Annotated in this window: 19 protein-coding genes; 7 read left to right on the top strand and 12 right to left on the bottom strand. The window is 61.8% G+C overall.

Annotation, left to right across the window (positions count from 1 at the left end):
- Nucleotides 1–19: 19 nt before the first annotated feature.
- From AC1DMK_RS15640 to AC1DMK_RS15610, 7 genes are all read right to left on the bottom strand, one after another.
- Nucleotides 20–1,279 carry a 3-phosphoshikimate 1-carboxyvinyltransferase gene (locus tag AC1DMK_RS15640; protein WP_477860193.1) on the bottom strand — a complete coding sequence of 420 codons (1,260 nt, stop codon included), beginning with the start codon at nt 1,277–1,279 and terminating at the stop codon, nt 20–22.
- Nucleotides 1,280–1,372: 93 nt separating this feature from the next.
- On the bottom strand, nt 1,373–1,924 hold the full coding sequence (locus AC1DMK_RS15635) for a LemA family protein (RefSeq protein ID WP_037059787.1): 552 nt from the start codon (nt 1,922–1,924) through the stop codon (nt 1,373–1,375).
- 171 nt (nt 1,925–2,095) lie between these two features.
- Entirely contained in the window at nt 2,096–3,058 is a 963-nt protein-coding gene (locus tag AC1DMK_RS15630) for a glycine--tRNA ligase subunit alpha (RefSeq protein ID WP_477860191.1), read from the bottom strand.
- A gap of 110 nt (nt 3,059–3,168) precedes the next feature.
- Nucleotides 3,169–3,447 carry a PIN domain-containing protein gene (locus AC1DMK_RS15625; protein WP_477860189.1) on the bottom strand — a complete coding sequence of 93 codons (279 nt, stop codon included), beginning with the start codon at nt 3,445–3,447 and terminating at the stop codon, nt 3,169–3,171.
- A gap of 84 nt (nt 3,448–3,531) precedes the next feature.
- On the bottom strand, nt 3,532–3,675 hold the full coding sequence (locus AC1DMK_RS15620; RefSeq protein WP_158447487.1) for a hypothetical protein: 144 nt from the start codon (nt 3,673–3,675) through the stop codon (nt 3,532–3,534).
- Nucleotides 3,676–3,819: 144 nt separating this feature from the next.
- Nucleotides 3,820–4,014 carry a hypothetical protein gene (locus AC1DMK_RS15615; RefSeq protein WP_037059783.1) on the bottom strand — a complete coding sequence of 65 codons (195 nt, stop codon included), beginning with the start codon at nt 4,012–4,014 and terminating at the stop codon, nt 3,820–3,822.
- Nucleotides 4,015–4,034: 20 nt separating this feature from the next.
- Entirely contained in the window at nt 4,035–4,895 is an 861-nt protein-coding gene (locus AC1DMK_RS15610; RefSeq protein WP_477860187.1) for a S49 family peptidase, read from the bottom strand.
- 170 nt (nt 4,896–5,065) lie between these two features.
- On the opposite strand from AC1DMK_RS15610, the gene AC1DMK_RS15605 reads away from it, so the two are divergent.
- Nucleotides 5,066–6,406 (top strand): Nramp family divalent metal transporter, encoded by a 1,341-nt coding sequence (locus tag AC1DMK_RS15605; protein WP_477860186.1) that lies wholly within the window; start codon nt 5,066–5,068, stop codon nt 6,404–6,406.
- Here the strand turns inward: AC1DMK_RS15605 and AC1DMK_RS15600 are convergent.
- The gene (locus tag AC1DMK_RS15600; RefSeq protein WP_037059775.1) at nt 6,403–7,179 is read right to left on the bottom strand and encodes a methyltransferase; all 777 of its coding nucleotides are present in this window, start codon (nt 7,177–7,179) and stop codon (nt 6,403–6,405) included. The two genes, AC1DMK_RS15605 and AC1DMK_RS15600, sit on opposite strands and share 4 nt — an antisense overlap.
- Before the next feature lie 7 nt (nt 7,180–7,186).
- The gene (locus tag AC1DMK_RS15595) at nt 7,187–7,414 is read right to left on the bottom strand and encodes a putative signal transducing protein (protein ID WP_037059772.1); all 228 of its coding nucleotides are present in this window, start codon (nt 7,412–7,414) and stop codon (nt 7,187–7,189) included.
- A gap of 109 nt (nt 7,415–7,523) precedes the next feature.
- Between AC1DMK_RS15595 and AC1DMK_RS15590 the strand changes: the two genes are divergently transcribed.
- From AC1DMK_RS15590 to moaB, 4 genes are all read left to right on the top strand, one after another.
- Entirely contained in the window at nt 7,524–8,540 is a 1,017-nt protein-coding gene (locus AC1DMK_RS15590) for a polyprenyl synthetase family protein (protein ID WP_477860184.1), read from the top strand.
- Nucleotides 8,541–8,670: 130 nt separating this feature from the next.
- Entirely contained in the window at nt 8,671–10,506 is a 1,836-nt protein-coding gene (locus AC1DMK_RS15585; RefSeq protein ID WP_477860182.1) for a tetratricopeptide repeat protein, read from the top strand.
- Nucleotides 10,507–10,512: 6 nt separating this feature from the next.
- On the top strand, nt 10,513–11,418 hold the full coding sequence (locus AC1DMK_RS15580) for a 4-(cytidine 5'-diphospho)-2-C-methyl-D-erythritol kinase (RefSeq protein WP_477860180.1): 906 nt from the start codon (nt 10,513–10,515) through the stop codon (nt 11,416–11,418).
- On the top strand, nt 11,405–11,956 hold the full coding sequence (moaB, locus tag AC1DMK_RS15575) for a molybdenum cofactor biosynthesis protein B (protein ID WP_037059763.1): 552 nt from the start codon (nt 11,405–11,407) through the stop codon (nt 11,954–11,956). The genes AC1DMK_RS15580 and moaB overlap by 14 nt, the downstream gene beginning before the upstream one ends.
- Before the next feature lie 48 nt (nt 11,957–12,004).
- Here the strand turns inward: moaB and AC1DMK_RS15570 are convergent, their stop codons facing one another.
- Together AC1DMK_RS15570 and AC1DMK_RS15565 are read right to left on the bottom strand one after the other, a co-directional pair.
- Nucleotides 12,005–12,322 carry a hypothetical protein gene (locus tag AC1DMK_RS15570; RefSeq protein ID WP_477860178.1) on the bottom strand — a complete coding sequence of 106 codons (318 nt, stop codon included), beginning with the start codon at nt 12,320–12,322 and terminating at the stop codon, nt 12,005–12,007.
- Between the two features lie 185 nt (nt 12,323–12,507).
- Complete coding sequence (locus AC1DMK_RS15565; protein WP_037059759.1) at nt 12,508–13,026, bottom strand: glycosyltransferase family protein; 519 nt, start codon at nt 13,024–13,026, stop codon at nt 12,508–12,510.
- A gap of 137 nt (nt 13,027–13,163) precedes the next feature.
- Here AC1DMK_RS15565 and AC1DMK_RS15560 point away from each other — a divergent pair, with 137 nt between their 5' ends.
- Together AC1DMK_RS15560 and AC1DMK_RS15555 are read left to right on the top strand one after the other, a co-directional pair.
- Nucleotides 13,164–14,321 (top strand): PA0069 family radical SAM protein, encoded by a 1,158-nt coding sequence (locus AC1DMK_RS15560; protein WP_477860175.1) that lies wholly within the window; start codon nt 13,164–13,166, stop codon nt 14,319–14,321.
- Nucleotides 14,322–14,429: 108 nt separating this feature from the next.
- Complete coding sequence (locus AC1DMK_RS15555) at nt 14,430–15,101, top strand: ribonuclease HII (protein ID WP_477860173.1); 672 nt, start codon at nt 14,430–14,432, stop codon at nt 15,099–15,101.
- Between the two features lie 7 nt (nt 15,102–15,108).
- On the opposite strand, the gene AC1DMK_RS15550 is transcribed toward AC1DMK_RS15555, so the two are convergent.
- Nucleotides 15,109–15,906: a phosphotransferase gene (locus tag AC1DMK_RS15550; RefSeq protein WP_477860171.1), complete on the bottom strand. Its 798-nt coding sequence runs from the start codon at nt 15,904–15,906 to the stop codon at nt 15,109–15,111.
- Nucleotides 15,907–16,318: the final 412 nt, after the last annotated feature.

Raw genomic sequence — 16,318 nt, 5'->3', positions numbered from 1 at the left:
CCGGCCGCGTCAGATCGTGTTAGCCCTTGTCCCCGTAGCTCACACCCAGTCCTGCCAGCGTGCGCCAATAAGCCGGGAAGGTCTTGCCGACGCAATCCGGATCGAGAATGGTGATGCCGTCGATCTTCAGGCCGGCGAGCGCGAAGCTCATGGCGATGCGGTGATCGGCAAAGGTGTCGATCTCTGCCGGCAGATGCTGGCCGGCCAGCGACGGATCGGACTGCACGATCAGGTCGTCGCCTTCCTCGCGCGCAAGATCGGCGCGGATCCGCGTCAGGCCGGTCGACAGCGCCCGGATGCGGTCGCATTCTTTGACACGCAGATTGGCAATGCCGATGAAGCGCACGGGTGTTTGATTGAAGGCTGCGAGGACAGCAAGCGTCGGAACCGCGTCCTGCATCTGCGAACCGTCGATTTCGGCAGGTAGGTGCGGGAACCTGGCGATCATGTCGTAGGCGTTGGCGTCCGGCTGCGTGAAGGCGCCGGCGGCAACGCCGAGATCGATCCTGCCTGATGTGAGGACTTCCGCCGCCCAGAGATAGGTGGCAGCCGAGGCATCGGGTTCGACGACGAAATCGGCGGCACTGTAACCGGTCGGCTCGACGCGCCACGTGACGGGGTTCGTCTTGGTGACTTTTGCGCCGAAGGCGCCCATGGCGGCCGTGGTCAGGTCGATATAGCCGAGAGCGCCGATATCCTCGCCCAACAGCTCGATATCGACCGGACGATCGCCGCCTGCAGCCATCATCAGCAGCGCGGAGACATACTGGCTGGAGAGACCGCCATCGATCCGGATGCGGTTCGCCTCGAAACGACCGGTGCCCTTCACCGTGACCGGCGGGCAACCGGTTTCGGCGCTCGCGTCGATGCCAAGCGAACGAAGCGCCTCGACCAGGGGGCCGATGGGGCGTTTGCGCATATGCTGATCACCGTCGACCACGACCGTACCGTCGACAAGGGCGGCGGCGGCGGTGAGGAACCGTGTCGCGGTTCCGGCATTGCCGAGGAAAAGCGGTGCTGCGGGCGGCAGCAGCCTGCCGCTTCCCGTGACCACGAAGCTCGTATCGTCGGGTTCGTCGATGACGACGCCCATGGCGCGCAAGGCGTCGGCCATGTAGCGCGTGTCGTCGCTCTTCAATGCGCCGGTCAGCCGGCTCGTGCCCTTGGCGAGGCCCGCCAACAGCAGAGCGCGGTTGGTGATCGACTTCGAACCGGGCGGCACGGCACGCCCGGAAAGTGGCTTGCCTGGCGGGATGATGGTGAGCTTGTCTTTACTCATTGCCTTGTCTTTTCCGTCTTTGCGCGAGGACCGTTTCCGGCCGCAATCTTTCCCTGCTCATAGCAGCTTTTGTGCAAAGGCAAATGGCGGATGTCAGAACTTCACGGTCGGGACGGCGCGATCGGCCTCGTTGGCGATCTCGAAATACTCCCGCTTCTGGAATCCGAACTGGCCGGCGACGAGATTGGAGGGGAAGCTCTCGACCTTGACGTTGAGATCGCGGGCGGCGCCGTTGTAATAGCGGCGCGCCATCTGGATCTCGCTCTCCATGGTTTCAAGCGAGGTCTGCAGTTCACGGAAGTTCTCGTTGGCCTTCAGGTCCGGATAGGCCTCGGCAAGCGCCAGCACGCGGCCTAGCGCCTGGCCGAGCAGGCCTTCCGCCTGGGCTCTTCCTGCGACATCGCCGGATGGAACCGCCTGCGCCTTGTTGCGAAGCGCAACGACTTCCTCGAGCGTCGTCTTTTCGTGGCTCGCATAGCCTTTGACGGTCTCGATCAGATTGGGAATGAGATCGGCGCGTCGCTTCAGTTGCACGTCGATGCCGGACCAGGCTTCCTCGGCCATCTGACGGGCACGAACGAGGCCGTTGTAAATGAAGACAATATAGAGCGCGATCAAGACGATGACGCCAAGAGCAATAAACATCGCGAATCCCCCGCAACGACGTAAAGTTCAACGGACACTATGCAGGTTTGCCGATAGCGTCAAACAGCGAGGCACGCATCGAGGCTCGACGCCAGGATCCGGGCGCCCGTCAGCTTGCCACGGCGCCCGGCGTGCCGTCGATATGGAGAATGAGGCCGTTGCGGCCGCCCGTCACGCAGCCGCCTTGGCTTTATTCGCTCCACCGGCGTCCGTCAGCAGGAAGGCTTCGCCACAGGCCTTGGCGAGCGTGCGCACCCGAAGGATATAGCTCTGCCGTTCGGTGACCGAGATCACGCCGCGCGCATCCAGCAGATTGAAGACGTGACTTGCCTTGATGCACTGGTCATAGGCCGGGAAGACGCATTTGTGCAGCTTCTGATTATCGCTGTCGCCGGGCGCACCGGCGGCGAGCAGCGCCTGGCACTCCTTCTCGGCGTCGATGAAGTGCCGGTGCAGCATCTCGGTGTTGGCGAATTCGAAGTTGTGGCGCGAGTACTCCTGCTCGGCCTGCAGGAAGACGTCGCCGTAGCTGATTTTCTCGTCCCCTTCGCGGCCGTTGAAGTTCAGGTCGTAGACGTTGTCGACACCCTGGACATACATGGCGAGGCGCTCGAGACCGTAGGTCAGCTCACCGGCGACCGGCGAGCACTCGAGGCCGCAGACCTGCTGGAAATAGGTGAACTGCGAGACTTCCATGCCGTCGCACCAGCACTCCCAGCCGAGGCCCCAGGCGCCGAGCGTTGGGCTTTCCCAATCGTCCTCGACGAAGCGGATATCATGCAGTAACGGGTCGAGTCCGATCGCCTCCAGCGAGCCGAGGTAAAGTTCCTGTAGGTTCGGCGGGTTCGGCTTCAGGATGACCTGATACTGATAATAGTGCTGCAGGCGGTTCGGGTTTTCGCCGTAGCGGCCGTCGGACGGACGGCGCGAGGGCTGCACGTATGCAGCCTTCCAGGGCTTTGGCCCGAGGGCGCGCAGCGTCGTTGCCGGATGGAACGTGCCCGCCCCGACTTCCATGTCGTAGGGCTGCAGCACCGCACAACCCTTGTCCGCCCAATAGCTGTGAAGCGTCAGGATCAACGCCTGGAACGAGCGCTTGGGGTTCATGTGGTCGGGGATCGTCGCTGCAGACATGGGTCGGTTGCCGTTCAATTGATCTGTTGCCGGGACTGGTGCCACGAACACACCGTGAGGGTCAAGGCTTAGCGAAATGGATTGACAACGGTCAGTCGCGCATCGATCACCTAGCCGGCCTGCAAGTCTTCCGAATAGAAGTGTTGGCAATCGGCCGAGCACGCTGCAGCACCCATCAAAGCGTCGTAGAATCCGAGATTGCAGCGCTGTGACAGGTCAAGCTCCGACACGGTGATTTGTTCGTCGATCGGAACAATCGATGCTGACATTGTGATCAGGTCCGCGACGGCATATTCGATATCGGTCCAACTCATGCCCAGCTTCTTGCGACCGACATTGGCGAATTCATTCAAGGCCTGAACACTCAGGATGAACGGCTCAACCAGCAAGGACTGGGCGCTTCGCCCGGACGTCTTCGGAAAAAGCGTAGACGAGAATACTGGTGTCGAGAAAGCTGCGCGAAGCCGACGGCATCAGCGAGAGTTCTCTTCGTTGCGATCAAACGTCCAGTCAGCAGGAAGTTTGAGCTTGAACGCCTTTATTCTCTCAAACGCCTTCTGCCGGGCATCGTTTCGTTCAATCTCGAAAACCCGATCCTCGGCGACGCGGACGACCACATCGTTGCCCTCCTTCAGCTCCAGAGCATCGACACCACACTCGGGATCCGGATTGCCAGGCTATTTCCCCACTTTGCAACTTCATGGGTCACCTTATGATATACGCTTGCAATATGTATGTCACGAAGGGGCTCTCGGTAACGCCTACTCGTCCTCGTCCTTCTTCAGGTGGTATTCGCCCGTCACCGGGTCCTTGACGAGGGTGCCGATGGCGCCGGTCTGTCGCTCCTTCTGGGCGCGGCGCGATTTTTCGGCAAGCCGCTTCGCCTCGGCGACGAAGCGGCGGTAGAGAAGCCAGGCGCCCACCACGAGCAGACCTAGGATTATAAGCTGTGGCATGTCGCCTGTCTTTCACTCCCTCAGAAGCCGTATCGGCCCCACAATGCCTTTTCCTCGGCGGTCTCCACAAGTCCCGCGGCGAAACCGGAGGCGACGCCTTCGAGCGATGCCGATGATACGCCCGGAATGCGCCGTCCGAAAAGACCCCGGGCGGGGGTAACTAGCGCCAGCTTCGTTTTCGACCCGTAGCGTTTCTTCAGTTCCTGCCGCATGTCGCCGAGACCGTCGATCAGGCCGAGCTCCAGTCCGCGCGTGCCGGTCCAGAAGAGGCCGGAGAACACCGTCTCGTCGTCCTTGAGCTTGCCGGCGCGGCGTTCCCGGACCATCGAGATAAAGACCTGATGGATCTCCAGCTGCAGCGTCTTCAGATATTCGATGTCCTTTTCCTTTTCCGGCTGGAAGGGATCGAGGATCACCTTGTTCTCGCCGGCGGTGTAGACACGGCGCTCGACGCCGATCTTCTTCAGAAGCTCGGGAAAGCCGAAGCCGCCGGAAACGACCCCGATCGAGCCGACGATGGAGGTCGGATCGGCAATGATCTCATCGCCCGCCAGCGCTATCATGTAGCCGCCTGACGCTGCGACGTCTTCGACGAAGACCAGCACCTTCTTCTGCTTCTCGCGGGCAAGCTCGCGAATGCKGGTGAAGATCAGGCGCGATTGAACGGGGGATCCGCCGGGCGAATTGATCGAGATCGCGACCGCGGGCGCTTCCTTGAAGCCGAAAGCTTTTTCGAGAACCTGTGCCGTGGACGCAAGATTGAGGGCGGGCCTGAACTGGCTGCCGCCACTCATGATCGCGCCCTGAAGCCGGACCACAGGGATCTCGATACCCTCTTTGCGGAACCGCTTGGGCATCAGCTTTCTCAAAAATCCGGCCATTTCCAATCCTTTGCATCGTCTTGAGCGAACGCAATTCATGTATGCAACGCAACGGCAAACGCAATGGCTTTCGCTTAAAACACCTGTCGTTCGCTTTTCTTATTGCGAATGACTTGCATTATCATTCTAATCGGACATATTGGGCGCATCAGTCAACAGGCAGGCGTTTCATGGACATTGTAAATCCGAAGATAAAAAGGGGCTGGCGATCAGACGTCGGCGAGGCATCGCTGTCCGATGTCTACCGAACAGTAGAGGCTCCCCGGGATGGATCGCGCTGGCGCCGCATCGCCGCCTTCGTCGGCCCCGGCTATATGGTCGCCGTCGGCTACATGGACCCCGGCAACTGGTCGACATCGCTCGCCGGCGGCTCGAAATTCGGCTATGCACTGCTGACAGTTGCCCTCTTGTCCAACCTGATGGCGATCGTCCTGCAGTCGCTCTGCGCCCGCCTTGCCATCGCATCGGGCCGCGATCTGGCGCAGGCCTGCCGTGATGCCTTCCCGAAATACGTGTCTCTTCCGCTCTGGGCCTTTGCCGAGATCGCCATCATCGCCACCGACATCGCAGAAGTCATCGGCACCGCGATCGGCCTCAACCTGCTCTTCGGCATCCCGCTCGAACTCGGCGTTCTGATCACCGCGCTTGATGTCTTCCTCATTCTCTATCTGCAAAAGATCGGTTTCCGCTGGGTGGAAGCCTTCGTGATCGCGCTGCTCGGCATCATCACCGTGTGTTTCAGTGTGCAGATCTTCCTTGCCGATCCGGAATGGGGCGCAGTTATCCGGGGCTTTTTCCCGACGACCGAAATCGTCGCCAATCCAGAGATGCTCTACCTGGCGCTCGGCATTCTCGGCGCGACCGTGATGCCGCACAACCTCTACCTTCATTCGGGCATCGTGCAGACCCGCGCCTACGGCCATTCCGTGCCCGAAAAGCGCGAGGCGCTGACCTTCGCGACGATCGATTCGACCGTTGCGCTTTGCTTCGCGCTGCTAATTAACGCCTCGATCCTGATCCTTGCCGCGGCGGCCTTCCACGCCAATGGAAAGACCGACGTGGTGGAACTCGGCGAGGCGTCGTCCCTGCTCGCGCCGCTGCTCGGCCTGGCCATCGCTCCGACGCTCTTCGGCATCGCGCTTCTCTGCTGTGGCTTGAATTCGACCGTGACGGCAACGCTTGCCGGCCAGATCATCATGGAGGGGTTCCTCAAGATCAGGCTGCAGCCATGGGTGCGGCGCCTGATCACCCGCGCGATTGCGATCGTTCCGGCCGCCTTCGTGACCATCTGGTACGGAGATGCGGGGACGGCGGAGCTGCTGATCCTGACCCAGGTCGTTCTCAGCCTGCAGCTTTCCTTCGCGGTCTTCCCGCTGGTGATGTTCACGGCGAACAAGGCGAAGATGGGGGAACTCGTCGCACCGCGCTGGCTCAGCGCGCTCGCCTATCTGATCGCGGTCGTGATTGCCGGCCTGAACATCAAGCTGCTTTTCGACTTCGTCGTGGGCTAGCGGCGGGTATAGGCGGCGCGGCCGTTGTTCAGATCATCCACGAAGGGGGAGAATTTATGCGTTCCTTCTTCGTGCATGATGAGAGGCGCGCGCAGCGAAAGCCGCGCGCGCGACCCCTTTATCGCCGTCACCAGGATGCGCACCGCGTTTTCACCCTCGCGCGGATGGATCGCGGTGATCTCGATGCCTCCGAAACGCCTGCCGCAGGCGTCGATGATCTCAGCGATCGATTCCGGTCTCGCGATCAGCGACATCTGCCCGCCGGGGATCGTGATCGCGCCGGCCGTGCGCACCCAGCTTTCGAACAGTCCCTCCGTCATCGCGTGCGCCTCTGCCTTCAGGGCATCCGGCGTGCGACGATCGCCTGCATCGTTGAAGGGCGGGTTCATGATGACGTGATGAAAGCTCTCGTCGACGAGGCCGGCCTCATTGCGCGCCTTCGCCTTCAGGGTCACATCCGCCTCGACGACGGACACGCGCTCCGCGATGTGAGCGTTTTGCGGAAGCATGATGCTGCGGCGCGCGTAGCCGGCCATTTCCTCGGAGCGCTCGAAAAGAACGATACGGGCAGCCGGCAGCCGGGACGCGACGGCAAGCCCGGCCGCCCCTGCCCCTGCCCCGAGATCAGCAAGCCTGATGGGGCGCTGGTCGTCGACCAGGGCCGCGAGCAGCATCGCATCCATGCCGGAACGATGGCCCCTGCCCTTCGGCTGCACCACATGGAACAGGCCGCGATGGAATGCATCGATGGTTTCGGCAACACCGGGCGTCATCGGACGCTCACTTCGGATTGCGCAGTTCGTCGCCAAGCCCAGCATCGATCAAGATGCGGCGCGCCTGGTCGGCCCGGTCCTCGTCGACCAGAAGACGGCGCGGCAGCATGCCGAGCGAGCCTTCCAATATGCTCATGCCCTGATCGGCGATGAAGCAGTGGATTCCGGCATCCTTCATGAGGCTCTCGGCAAAGGAGAGCAACACGGGATCGTTGGCGCGGATAAGTTCATGCATTTGCCGTGGAATCCCTTTCAATTTTGCGCGACGCGACCATTTCGCCTCTTGCCGCGCCTATCGCCCCTTTCTATTGTCAAACTCAATGAGTGAACAGGAGTCCGGGTCGTTGGGCGTGGTCATACCGCTTGAAGAAAGCAAAAACAAACTGGCATCCGTCAAGCCGCTGGTGGATCTAACCAAGGCGGATATGGAGCGGGTCAACCAGCTTATCCTTTCAAAGGCAGGTTCCGACGTCCAGATGATTCCGGAGGTGGCCAACCACCTCATTTCCTCGGGCGGCAAGCGGCTGCGTCCGATGCTGACCCTGGCGTCGTCAGCGCTATTTGGCTACACAGGCGAGAACCACATCAAGCTCGCGACCAGCGTCGAGTTCATGCACACGGCAACGCTTTTGCACGACGACGTCGTCGACGAAAGCGATCTTCGCCGCGGAAAGTCCACCGCCCGCATGATCTGGGGCAACCAGGCCAGCGTTCTCGTCGGCGATTTCCTGCTCGGCCAGGCCTTCCGCATGATGGTCGATGTCGGCTCGCTGGATGCGCTTGACGTCCTGTCTTCGGCTGCCTGCGTAATCGCCGAGGGCGAAGTCCTGCAGCTCTCCGTCGCCAAGAACATGGAAACGACGGAAGACGATTATCTCGCGGTCATCCGCGCGAAGACTGCCGCCCTGTTTGCGGCTGCCGCCGAAGTTGGCCCGATCGTCGCCGATGCCGGAAAGTCCGGCCGCAACGCGATGAAGTCCTACGGCATGAACCTCGGGCTCGCCTTCCAGCTCGTCGATGACGCGCTCGATTATGGCGGCAAGGCCGCCGATCTCGGCAAGAATGTCGGCGACGATTTCCGCGAGGGCAAGATTACGCTGCCGGTGATCTTGGCCTATCGCCGCGGCACCGAGGACGAACGCGCGTTCTGGCGAAAGGCGATCGAGGGCGGCGAAGGCACCGATCAGAACCTGGAAAAGGCACTTGGACTAATCACCAAGTACGGAACGCTGAACGAAACGATCGCCCGGGCGGTCCACTACGGGACGATAGCGCGAGACGCCCTCGCGCCGCTTCCCGATACGCCATGGAAATCAGCACTGATGGAAGTCATCGACTTCTGCATCGAGCGCGTCAATTAATCGACGGTCATTGATCGCGGGCTGAATTTCTTGCGGGGCCGCTTCAAAAAAGCCATCCTGCCGTGAATCAGTCTTTTCAACTGATTTGCAGCCGGACCGAGGTTGGCTGCCCTGGAAGAGAGGTTTTCTAATGCGGCTGAAATTTGCCATTCGTCTTCTTTCGAGCGCGGCCCTTGCGGCGGTCCTGTCGCTCAGCGCGCTTGGCGGCGCCAACGCCGAAGACGCGACCAAGAAGGACGAAGCCGGCAGCAGCGCGATGTTTGATCCCGATAGCGTCAACACGTTTGCCGGCGCGCTGCTGGCTGCCCGCACAGCGGACGTCGATCACGACTACGAAACCGCGATCGCGCTCTACAAGAAGGCGCTGCAGATCGAGCCCGGCAATCCGGAGATCCGCCAGCGCCTGATGATCTCGCTTCTGCTCAACGGCGACATCAAGGACAGCGTCAAGTATGCGAACGATCTGAAGAACGATCCGACCATCGAACGTCTGGCGACGATCGTGCGGGGCGCGGATGCGATCCGTCGCGGCGAATACAAGACTGCCGAGACTGCGCTGCGGACAACGGGTCCGACGGATCTCGACCGCGTGATGAACGATCTCATGTCCGCTTGGGCGCGCCTTGGCGCCGGCAAGGGCAAGGAAGCACTGGGCCTGGTCGAGAAGATGAAGGGCCCGGACTGGCTCGGCATTTTCCAGGCTTACAATGCGGGTGCGATCGCGATCGTCAACGGCGACGTAAAATCGGCGCGCCGACATCTGAATGATGCCGTCCTCGACAAGGACGGGGCGGCAACGGCTCCGGATACGTTCATGCGCGCGGTCATCGCCCTGGCACGCCTCGAGGCTTCGCAGGGCAACAAGCAGAAGGCGCTCGACACGATCTCCGTCGGCGACAATCTGCTGCCGAACTACGCGCCTCTCAACGCACTGCGCCAGAGCATTACGAGCGACGAGAAGCAGCAGCAGCAGCAGGTTGAAACCGCCAAGCAGGGTGCGGCCGGCGTGCTGTTCTCCTTTGCCGGCGCACTCAATCGCGACGGAGCGGAAGACATCGTCTCGCTCTATCTGCAGATCGCCAAGAGCCTCGATCCGGACAGCGCAGACGCTCTCGTGATGCTTGGTGGCATTGCCGAAAAGCAGAACCAGCTGGATCGTGCCATCGCCATCTACAAGCAGGTTCCGGACAATTCGCCGATGAGCCGCATCTCCGAGCTGCAGCTCGGTCTGGCGCTGGCCGAGGGCGGCAAGGTAGAGGAAGCCCGCAAGCACCTGCAGGGCCTGATTGCCTCCGACCCCAAGGATATCCGCAGCTATCTCGCCTATGGCAGCGTCCTGTCCGACGCCAAGGACTATGCGGCGATGGCCGAGAACTACGACAAGGCCGTCGAGATCATCGGACCGTTGCCGGGCAAGAACACCTGGACGGTCTTCTTCCAGCGCGGCATTGCCTACGAGCGCCTGAAGCAGTGGGACAAGGCCGAGCCGAGCTTCCGCAAGGCACTGGAGCTCAACCCCAACCAGCCGCAGGTGCTGAACTATCTCGGCTACTCCTGGATCGACATGAACCGGAACCTCGACGAGGGGCTGGCCATGATCAAGAAGGCTGTCGATCTGCGCCCCGACGACGGCTACATCATCGATTCTCTCGGCTGGGCCTACTTCCGCCTCAACAAGTTCGACGATGCCGTGGACGAGCTCGAAAGGGCCGCCCAAATTAAGGCTGGCGACGCAACGATCAACGACCACCTGGGCGACGCCTATTGGCGCGTCGGGCGCAAGCTGGAAGCCGTCTACCAATGGAACCGGGCGCTGGCCTCGGAGCCGGAAGCAGCCGAGATTCCCAAGATCAAGGAAAAAATCGCTAACGGCTTGCCCGTGAAGGGCGAGAATTCCAAGGCCGCGGACAAGAAGCAGCCGGATCCAGCCCCTGTCGATCCGAAGCCTGCGGACAAGAAGTCCTGATAACCGATGCCTGAGAAGGGCATCGGCGGCGACCCGATCATCCACGAGGACGCGTTTGCAAAAATCAATCTGGCCCTCCATGTGACGGGCCAGAGAAGCGACGGCTATCATCTGCTTGAGATGCTAGTGACCTTCACCCGGCGCGGCGACAGGCTGGAACTTGCGCCGGCGCCGTCCGACGAGTTCGTCATGACCGGGCGCTTCAGCGATACGCTGAAACAGGACGGCGGCACCAATCTGGTGCTGAGGGCGCGCGATGCGCTGCGCGACGCCGTGCTTCGAGCGGGCGGAACCGCCGGCCCAGTCCGCATTCATCTGCAAAAGAACCTGCCTGTCGCCTCCGGCATTGGCGGCGGTTCGGCGGATGCAGCCGCGGCTCTGCGCGGGCTCATGCGGCTGTGGCGAACCTCTCTGCCACCTGAGACCGTCGACGAGATTGCCGTTCGCCTCGGCGCCGATGTCCCGATGTGCCTGGAGAGCAAGCCGCTGATCGCGCGCGGCATAGGCGAACGGATCGAGGCGGTCGGCGACATGCCGGCGTTTGCAATGGTGCTCGCCAACCCGCTGAAGGGCATGTCGACGCCCGAGGTTTTCCGAAGACTTGCGACCAAGAACAACGCGCCGCTTGAAACGGGGACAGCGCCATCCTGGCTCGACGCGTTGAATGGCATGCGCAACGACCTCGAGCCGCCTGCCCGTGCCCTGCTGCCGGAGATCGGCGAAATCTCGGGGATGTTGAAGGAGCATGGCGCCGCATTCGTGCGGATGTCAGGTTCCGGCGCAACGTGCTTCGGCATATTCGAGACGGTGGCTGCCGCGGAGGACGCGGCGCGCGCGCTTCACAGCGAGCGTCCCGACTGGTACTTCGAAGCGACGGAAACGCTGGCGGGAGACGGCCATGGCAGGACTTGACGAAAACCGCTCCTTCATTCCGGTCGGCATTGCCGTCCTCACCGTCTCGGACACGCGGACGACCGCCGACGATCGCTCCGGCGACACTCTGGCGGCGAGGATCGTGGATGCCGGCCACAGGTTGATCGAACGCGCCATCGTGCCCGACGAGAAGCAGGCGATCGCCGTGCAGGTCAAGGCCTGGACCATCCGCGATGACATCGACGTGGTGATCACGACCGGCGGAACCGGCTTCACCGGCCGCGATGTCACCCCCGAAGCCCTGGAGCCGCTTTTCGAGAAAAAGATGGACGGGTTCTCGCAGGTCTTCCACCGAATTTCCTACGACAAGATCGGCACGTCGACCATCCAGTCGCGGGCGACAGCCGGCGTTGTCGACGCCACCTTCATCTTCGCGTTGCCGGGCTCACCCGGCGCCTGCAAGGATGCCTGGGACGGCATTCTGAAAGCGCAGCTCGACTACCGCCACATGCCCTGCAATTTTGTGGAGATCATGCCGCGCCTTGACGAGCATCTGAAGCGCGGCGCAGGCAAATGACACGCTAGGCGATGCCTGCCCTCGGCGACCGCATGCAGCATTCGCGATCTATGTTCCTATGCCCGGCAGGACAGGCATGGTATCCCAGCTATCCCCCGACAGCAGAATGCAGCTCACGCCGCGAACATCCGTGATGAGCAATGTCCATGTACCGCTTTGCGCGGCGTAGACCTCGAGCATGGCGTTCTCGTTGATCAGTCCCACGGCCGTCAGCTTCTCAGCAAAGTTCGTGTCCAGGAAATGAACGACCTCGGATCGGCCTGCGCAACTGCGCATCATCTGCGATGCTGCCGAATGCGGATGCGCGATCATCGATGCCGCCAATACGACGGCCGATAGCAGGCCGCGGATCATATTGCGTTTCATGACGCACCTCCTTTTGCCGGAAACCGGCAGAAGAGGGAACTTCCGCTGACCTGTTCTGCCGTCTGCCGGCATTCCATGGTCGACCGTCGCGAAGCGAGGCGCTCGGGCGGCGCCATGCGCAAATTATAGCGCAAAATCGAATCGAGCGCCATTATTTGCGCGACAAGCGACCGGAGCGCCGGCTGCTATCGCGCCGAGCGCGCGACCCAGGAGGGAATTAGTTCGCTCGAGAGCCTGCGCAGCTTCTGGCCCTTGGCGAATTCCGACAGGCGCATGCCGCTCCGCGCGGCCGCCAGTGCGTGGTTTTTCGGCAAAAGCAGACCCAGTTCCAACGGCGGCTTCGAGCGTCCAAACCTCTTGTAGAACGGCAGGCGGTAGCCGCGCGAGGCAGTGAAGCGCGCCGGCAGCTTGTTGAGCGAGACGTATTCGGCAATCTCGTCGATCCACCCCGTCTGCGGCCTCGCGCCGGGTTCCACGAAGAGCAGCCACTCGCCCCGCGCCGACCGCAGTATGTCCTTGATGTCCCATTGAGAATGGAAGCGGCAACCCGCCGCATCGGCAACCTTCGACGAACCGTCGCGCGAGCCGTGGTCCAACACCACAACGTCGCTGACAAGCCCTTCAACCGCGCCTGCAACCAACACCGATAAAGTCTGCGCCAGTTCAGGTTCCTGATCCTGGCATTCGAGCACTACTGTCAACATTGCCTATTTATAGAGCGTCGCACAAAACTTTGCCAGCGCCACTTTCCCAATTTTGTTCTTGCATTGTTCTCATTTTGCCGATAGGAATTTAATCATCAAACAGATGGAAGCAAAGCCATCCGTCGACGGAGAATCCGATGAACGAACAGTCCCTTGCAGGGCAGGCCGCATTTACGCCTGCCAATACGGCAGATATTGCCGACGCAATGATCGTTTCTTCCGGCCTGCGGATCGAGATCGACCGCCGCCGCGGCCGCGCGGCCGGCCTTAACCCAAGCGGGCGCTTTGAACCCCTGCGGCGCGAGGCCATGGATGACGGCTGGCAGACGTTGGAAGAGTTGCCGCCGTTCAAGACCGAGGTGCAGATCGAGAAGCCGCGCACGGCCATCACGCGCAATGAATCGCCTGACATTCCTTTCGATCGCTCGATCAATCCCTATCGCGGTTGCGAACATGGATGCATCTACTGCTTTGCGCGGCCGACTCACGCATATATGGGGCTTTCTGCGGGCCTTGACTTCGAGGCGAAGCTTTTTGCCAAGCCGGATACTGCCAAGCTGCTGGAGCGCGAACTGGCAAAAACCGGCTACAGGCCGCGCGTGATCGCGATCGGCACCAACACCGACCCCTATCAGCCGATCGAGAAGGAATGGCGTATCATGCGTCAGATCCTCGAAGTTCTCGAGAAGGCGAACCACCCTGTTTCCATCGTCACCAAGTCGGCGATGATCCTGCGGGATATCGACATTCTCAATCGGATGGCCGCAAAAAACCTGGTGCGCGTCTCGCTGTCGGTGACGACGCTCGACCGCAAGCTGGCGCGCACGATGGAGCCCAGGGCTTCGACGCCGGCGCGACGGCTGGAGGCGATCCGGGCGTTGAGCGAGGCAGGCATTCCGACATCGGTGATCGCTGCGCCGATGATTCCGGCCCTCAACGATCACGAGCTGGAGCGCATCCTGGATTCAGCGAAGGCAGCCGGGGCGCAGGAGGCTGGCTATGTCATTCTGCGCCTGCCACTGGAGGTTTCGCCGCTCTTTCGGGACTGGCTGCTGCAGAATTACCCCGACCGCTATCGCCATGTGATGGCCCTCGTGCGCTCGATGCGGGGCGGCAAGGATTACGACGCCGATTTCGGCAAGCGGATGAAGGGAGCCGGACCCTATGCCTGGCAGATCGCCCGCCGTTTCGAAATGGCGACAAAGCGTCTGGGCATGACCCGTCGCAGCATGCCGTTACGTGACGACCTGTTCGTTCCGCCGGATGGCAGCGGCGTGCAGTTGTCGCTGCTTTGATATTCAGCTTGCGGATGGCTGCCCTGCCCGTCCGCACTCAAGTCCTCGGCCCGCCGCCCTGATCCGGGGACTTGCAGGAAATCGGGTTGGCGTGCGAAGTTCAGCCGCATGAAACGTCGCACGCCACCCGATTCTCCTATGCTTTTCGAAGATGTCCCGCTCGTGCCCGATTTCCGGCTGGAGCTGAAGGCACGAAAGGCCGGCCATTGGCCGGTTGCTGGTGCCGATGAAGCCGGGCGCGGGCCGCTGGCCGGGCCGGTGGTCGCCGCGGCGGTCATTCTCGACCCCAGGCGTATTCCGGAAGGATTGAATGATTCCAAGCAGCTCTCGGCCCTGAAACGGGAGGAGTTGTTCGATCAGATCCTGGCGACGGCAACCGTCGCCATCGCATCGTCGAGTTCAAGGCGCATCGATGAAACGGATATCCGCAAGGCGAGCCTCGATGCCATGCGACGTGCCATTTGCAGCCTGGCCATCCTGCCGAGTTACGTGCTGACGGATGGCCTCGATGTTCCGCCGGGGCTCCACTGCCCCGGTCAGGCCGTCGTCAAGGGCGATGCGCGTTCGGTTTCGATCGCAGCCGCGTCCATCATCGCCAAGGTCACGCGCGACCGCATGATGGCACGTGCCGACCGGATCTTTCCCCTCTACGGCTTTGCCGCCCATGCCGGATACGGAACCACACAGCATCGCGCCGGCATCGAGACGCATGGCCCGTGCTCATTGCACCGGATGACATTTCGCCCGTTGAAACTGGCCGGGATCGTGGAGGGCGAGTGAGCGATCGTCAGGCCGGCATCATGCCGGCTGCGATGCGCTGGCGGTGCAAGCTGATATAGTCGATATCCGCGCGGTAGACGCGATCATGTCCCTCGGCGAGATCGACCCGGTATTTCTCGGAGCCGTTCGCCGCCTGCTCCTGCATGAACACGACGAGCCGCTCAAGTCGTGCGACGATCGTCGCGACAACGCCAGCCCGTAACCGCTCGTCCAACCCATATTCATCCAGGAACAACCGGGCACGTTCAACCTGGCGGTCTATGCCGGCCAGCGGGGACCCTGCGCCAGCAGAGAGAGGCGCCCAGCGATAGACGGCATAGGCCAGATCCCATATGCGCGGCCCGGGGTGGGCAGTCTCGAAGTCAATGATTCCGCTGACCTCGCCATCGCGCAGAACGACGTTATGGGGCGCGAAATCGCCATGGCAGATGGTCTCGAACGGCGCTCTCGGCGACAACTGCCAAGCCCGGCTCGCCCATTCGACAGCGACCGGTGCGGCACAGCAGTGATAGCGGCACAGCAGCCGCGCCGCCGACGCCAGAACGGCGGCGGACTGCATCTCTGCGTCCGTTTCTATGTCACCGGTCTTGCCATCGAGAAAGGTGACGCGCTCCCACGCCTGATCCACGCCGGCGGCGCGCGGCGCGGCTTCGAAGCCATTGGCATGCAGATGACCCAGCAACGCCTGCACGCCTGCGCTCCACGGGCGCACCCGCCGCCAGACCAAGCCGTCGCGCAGGAAAGGCCCATCACCGCTCTCCGCATGAGCATCCGCCCTGTCTCCCCCGCTCGCCCTGGTCGGCATCGCCTCATATCCGGATTCTTGTTCATCGGCCCGCAGGTTCGATCCACGCTTCCTCCCCACGGTCGGTCGCCCTTCCGCAGTTGCGCTTCACTTCGCTCGCCATGACCAGCTTACGACGGGACTTGCACCCACAAGAGTACGCCCATGCTGGGCGCACAACAAAAAAGGCCCCACGAGGGGTAATGCAGTTCACTTAAGGGCCATTACGGTTCTGCTATTGTAGCGTGCTGGCAGATTTTTGACGACACGGGGGCAAGCACGCCCCAGGGCAATCGGGTGAGTTAACGGGTGACAATTGGCTTGCGAGCTGAATCTGTCGAGATCGTCTGATTCTTTAAAGGGCGATCTGGATGAACGATTTAGCGTGCGCTGCCGGCGCTTTGGCCGAGACGGTTGTATTTCTGAAACATTT

This window comes from Rhizobium sp. 05L419, assembly GCF_056397845.1.
This window is presented reverse-complemented; position numbering and strand designations above follow the sequence as displayed.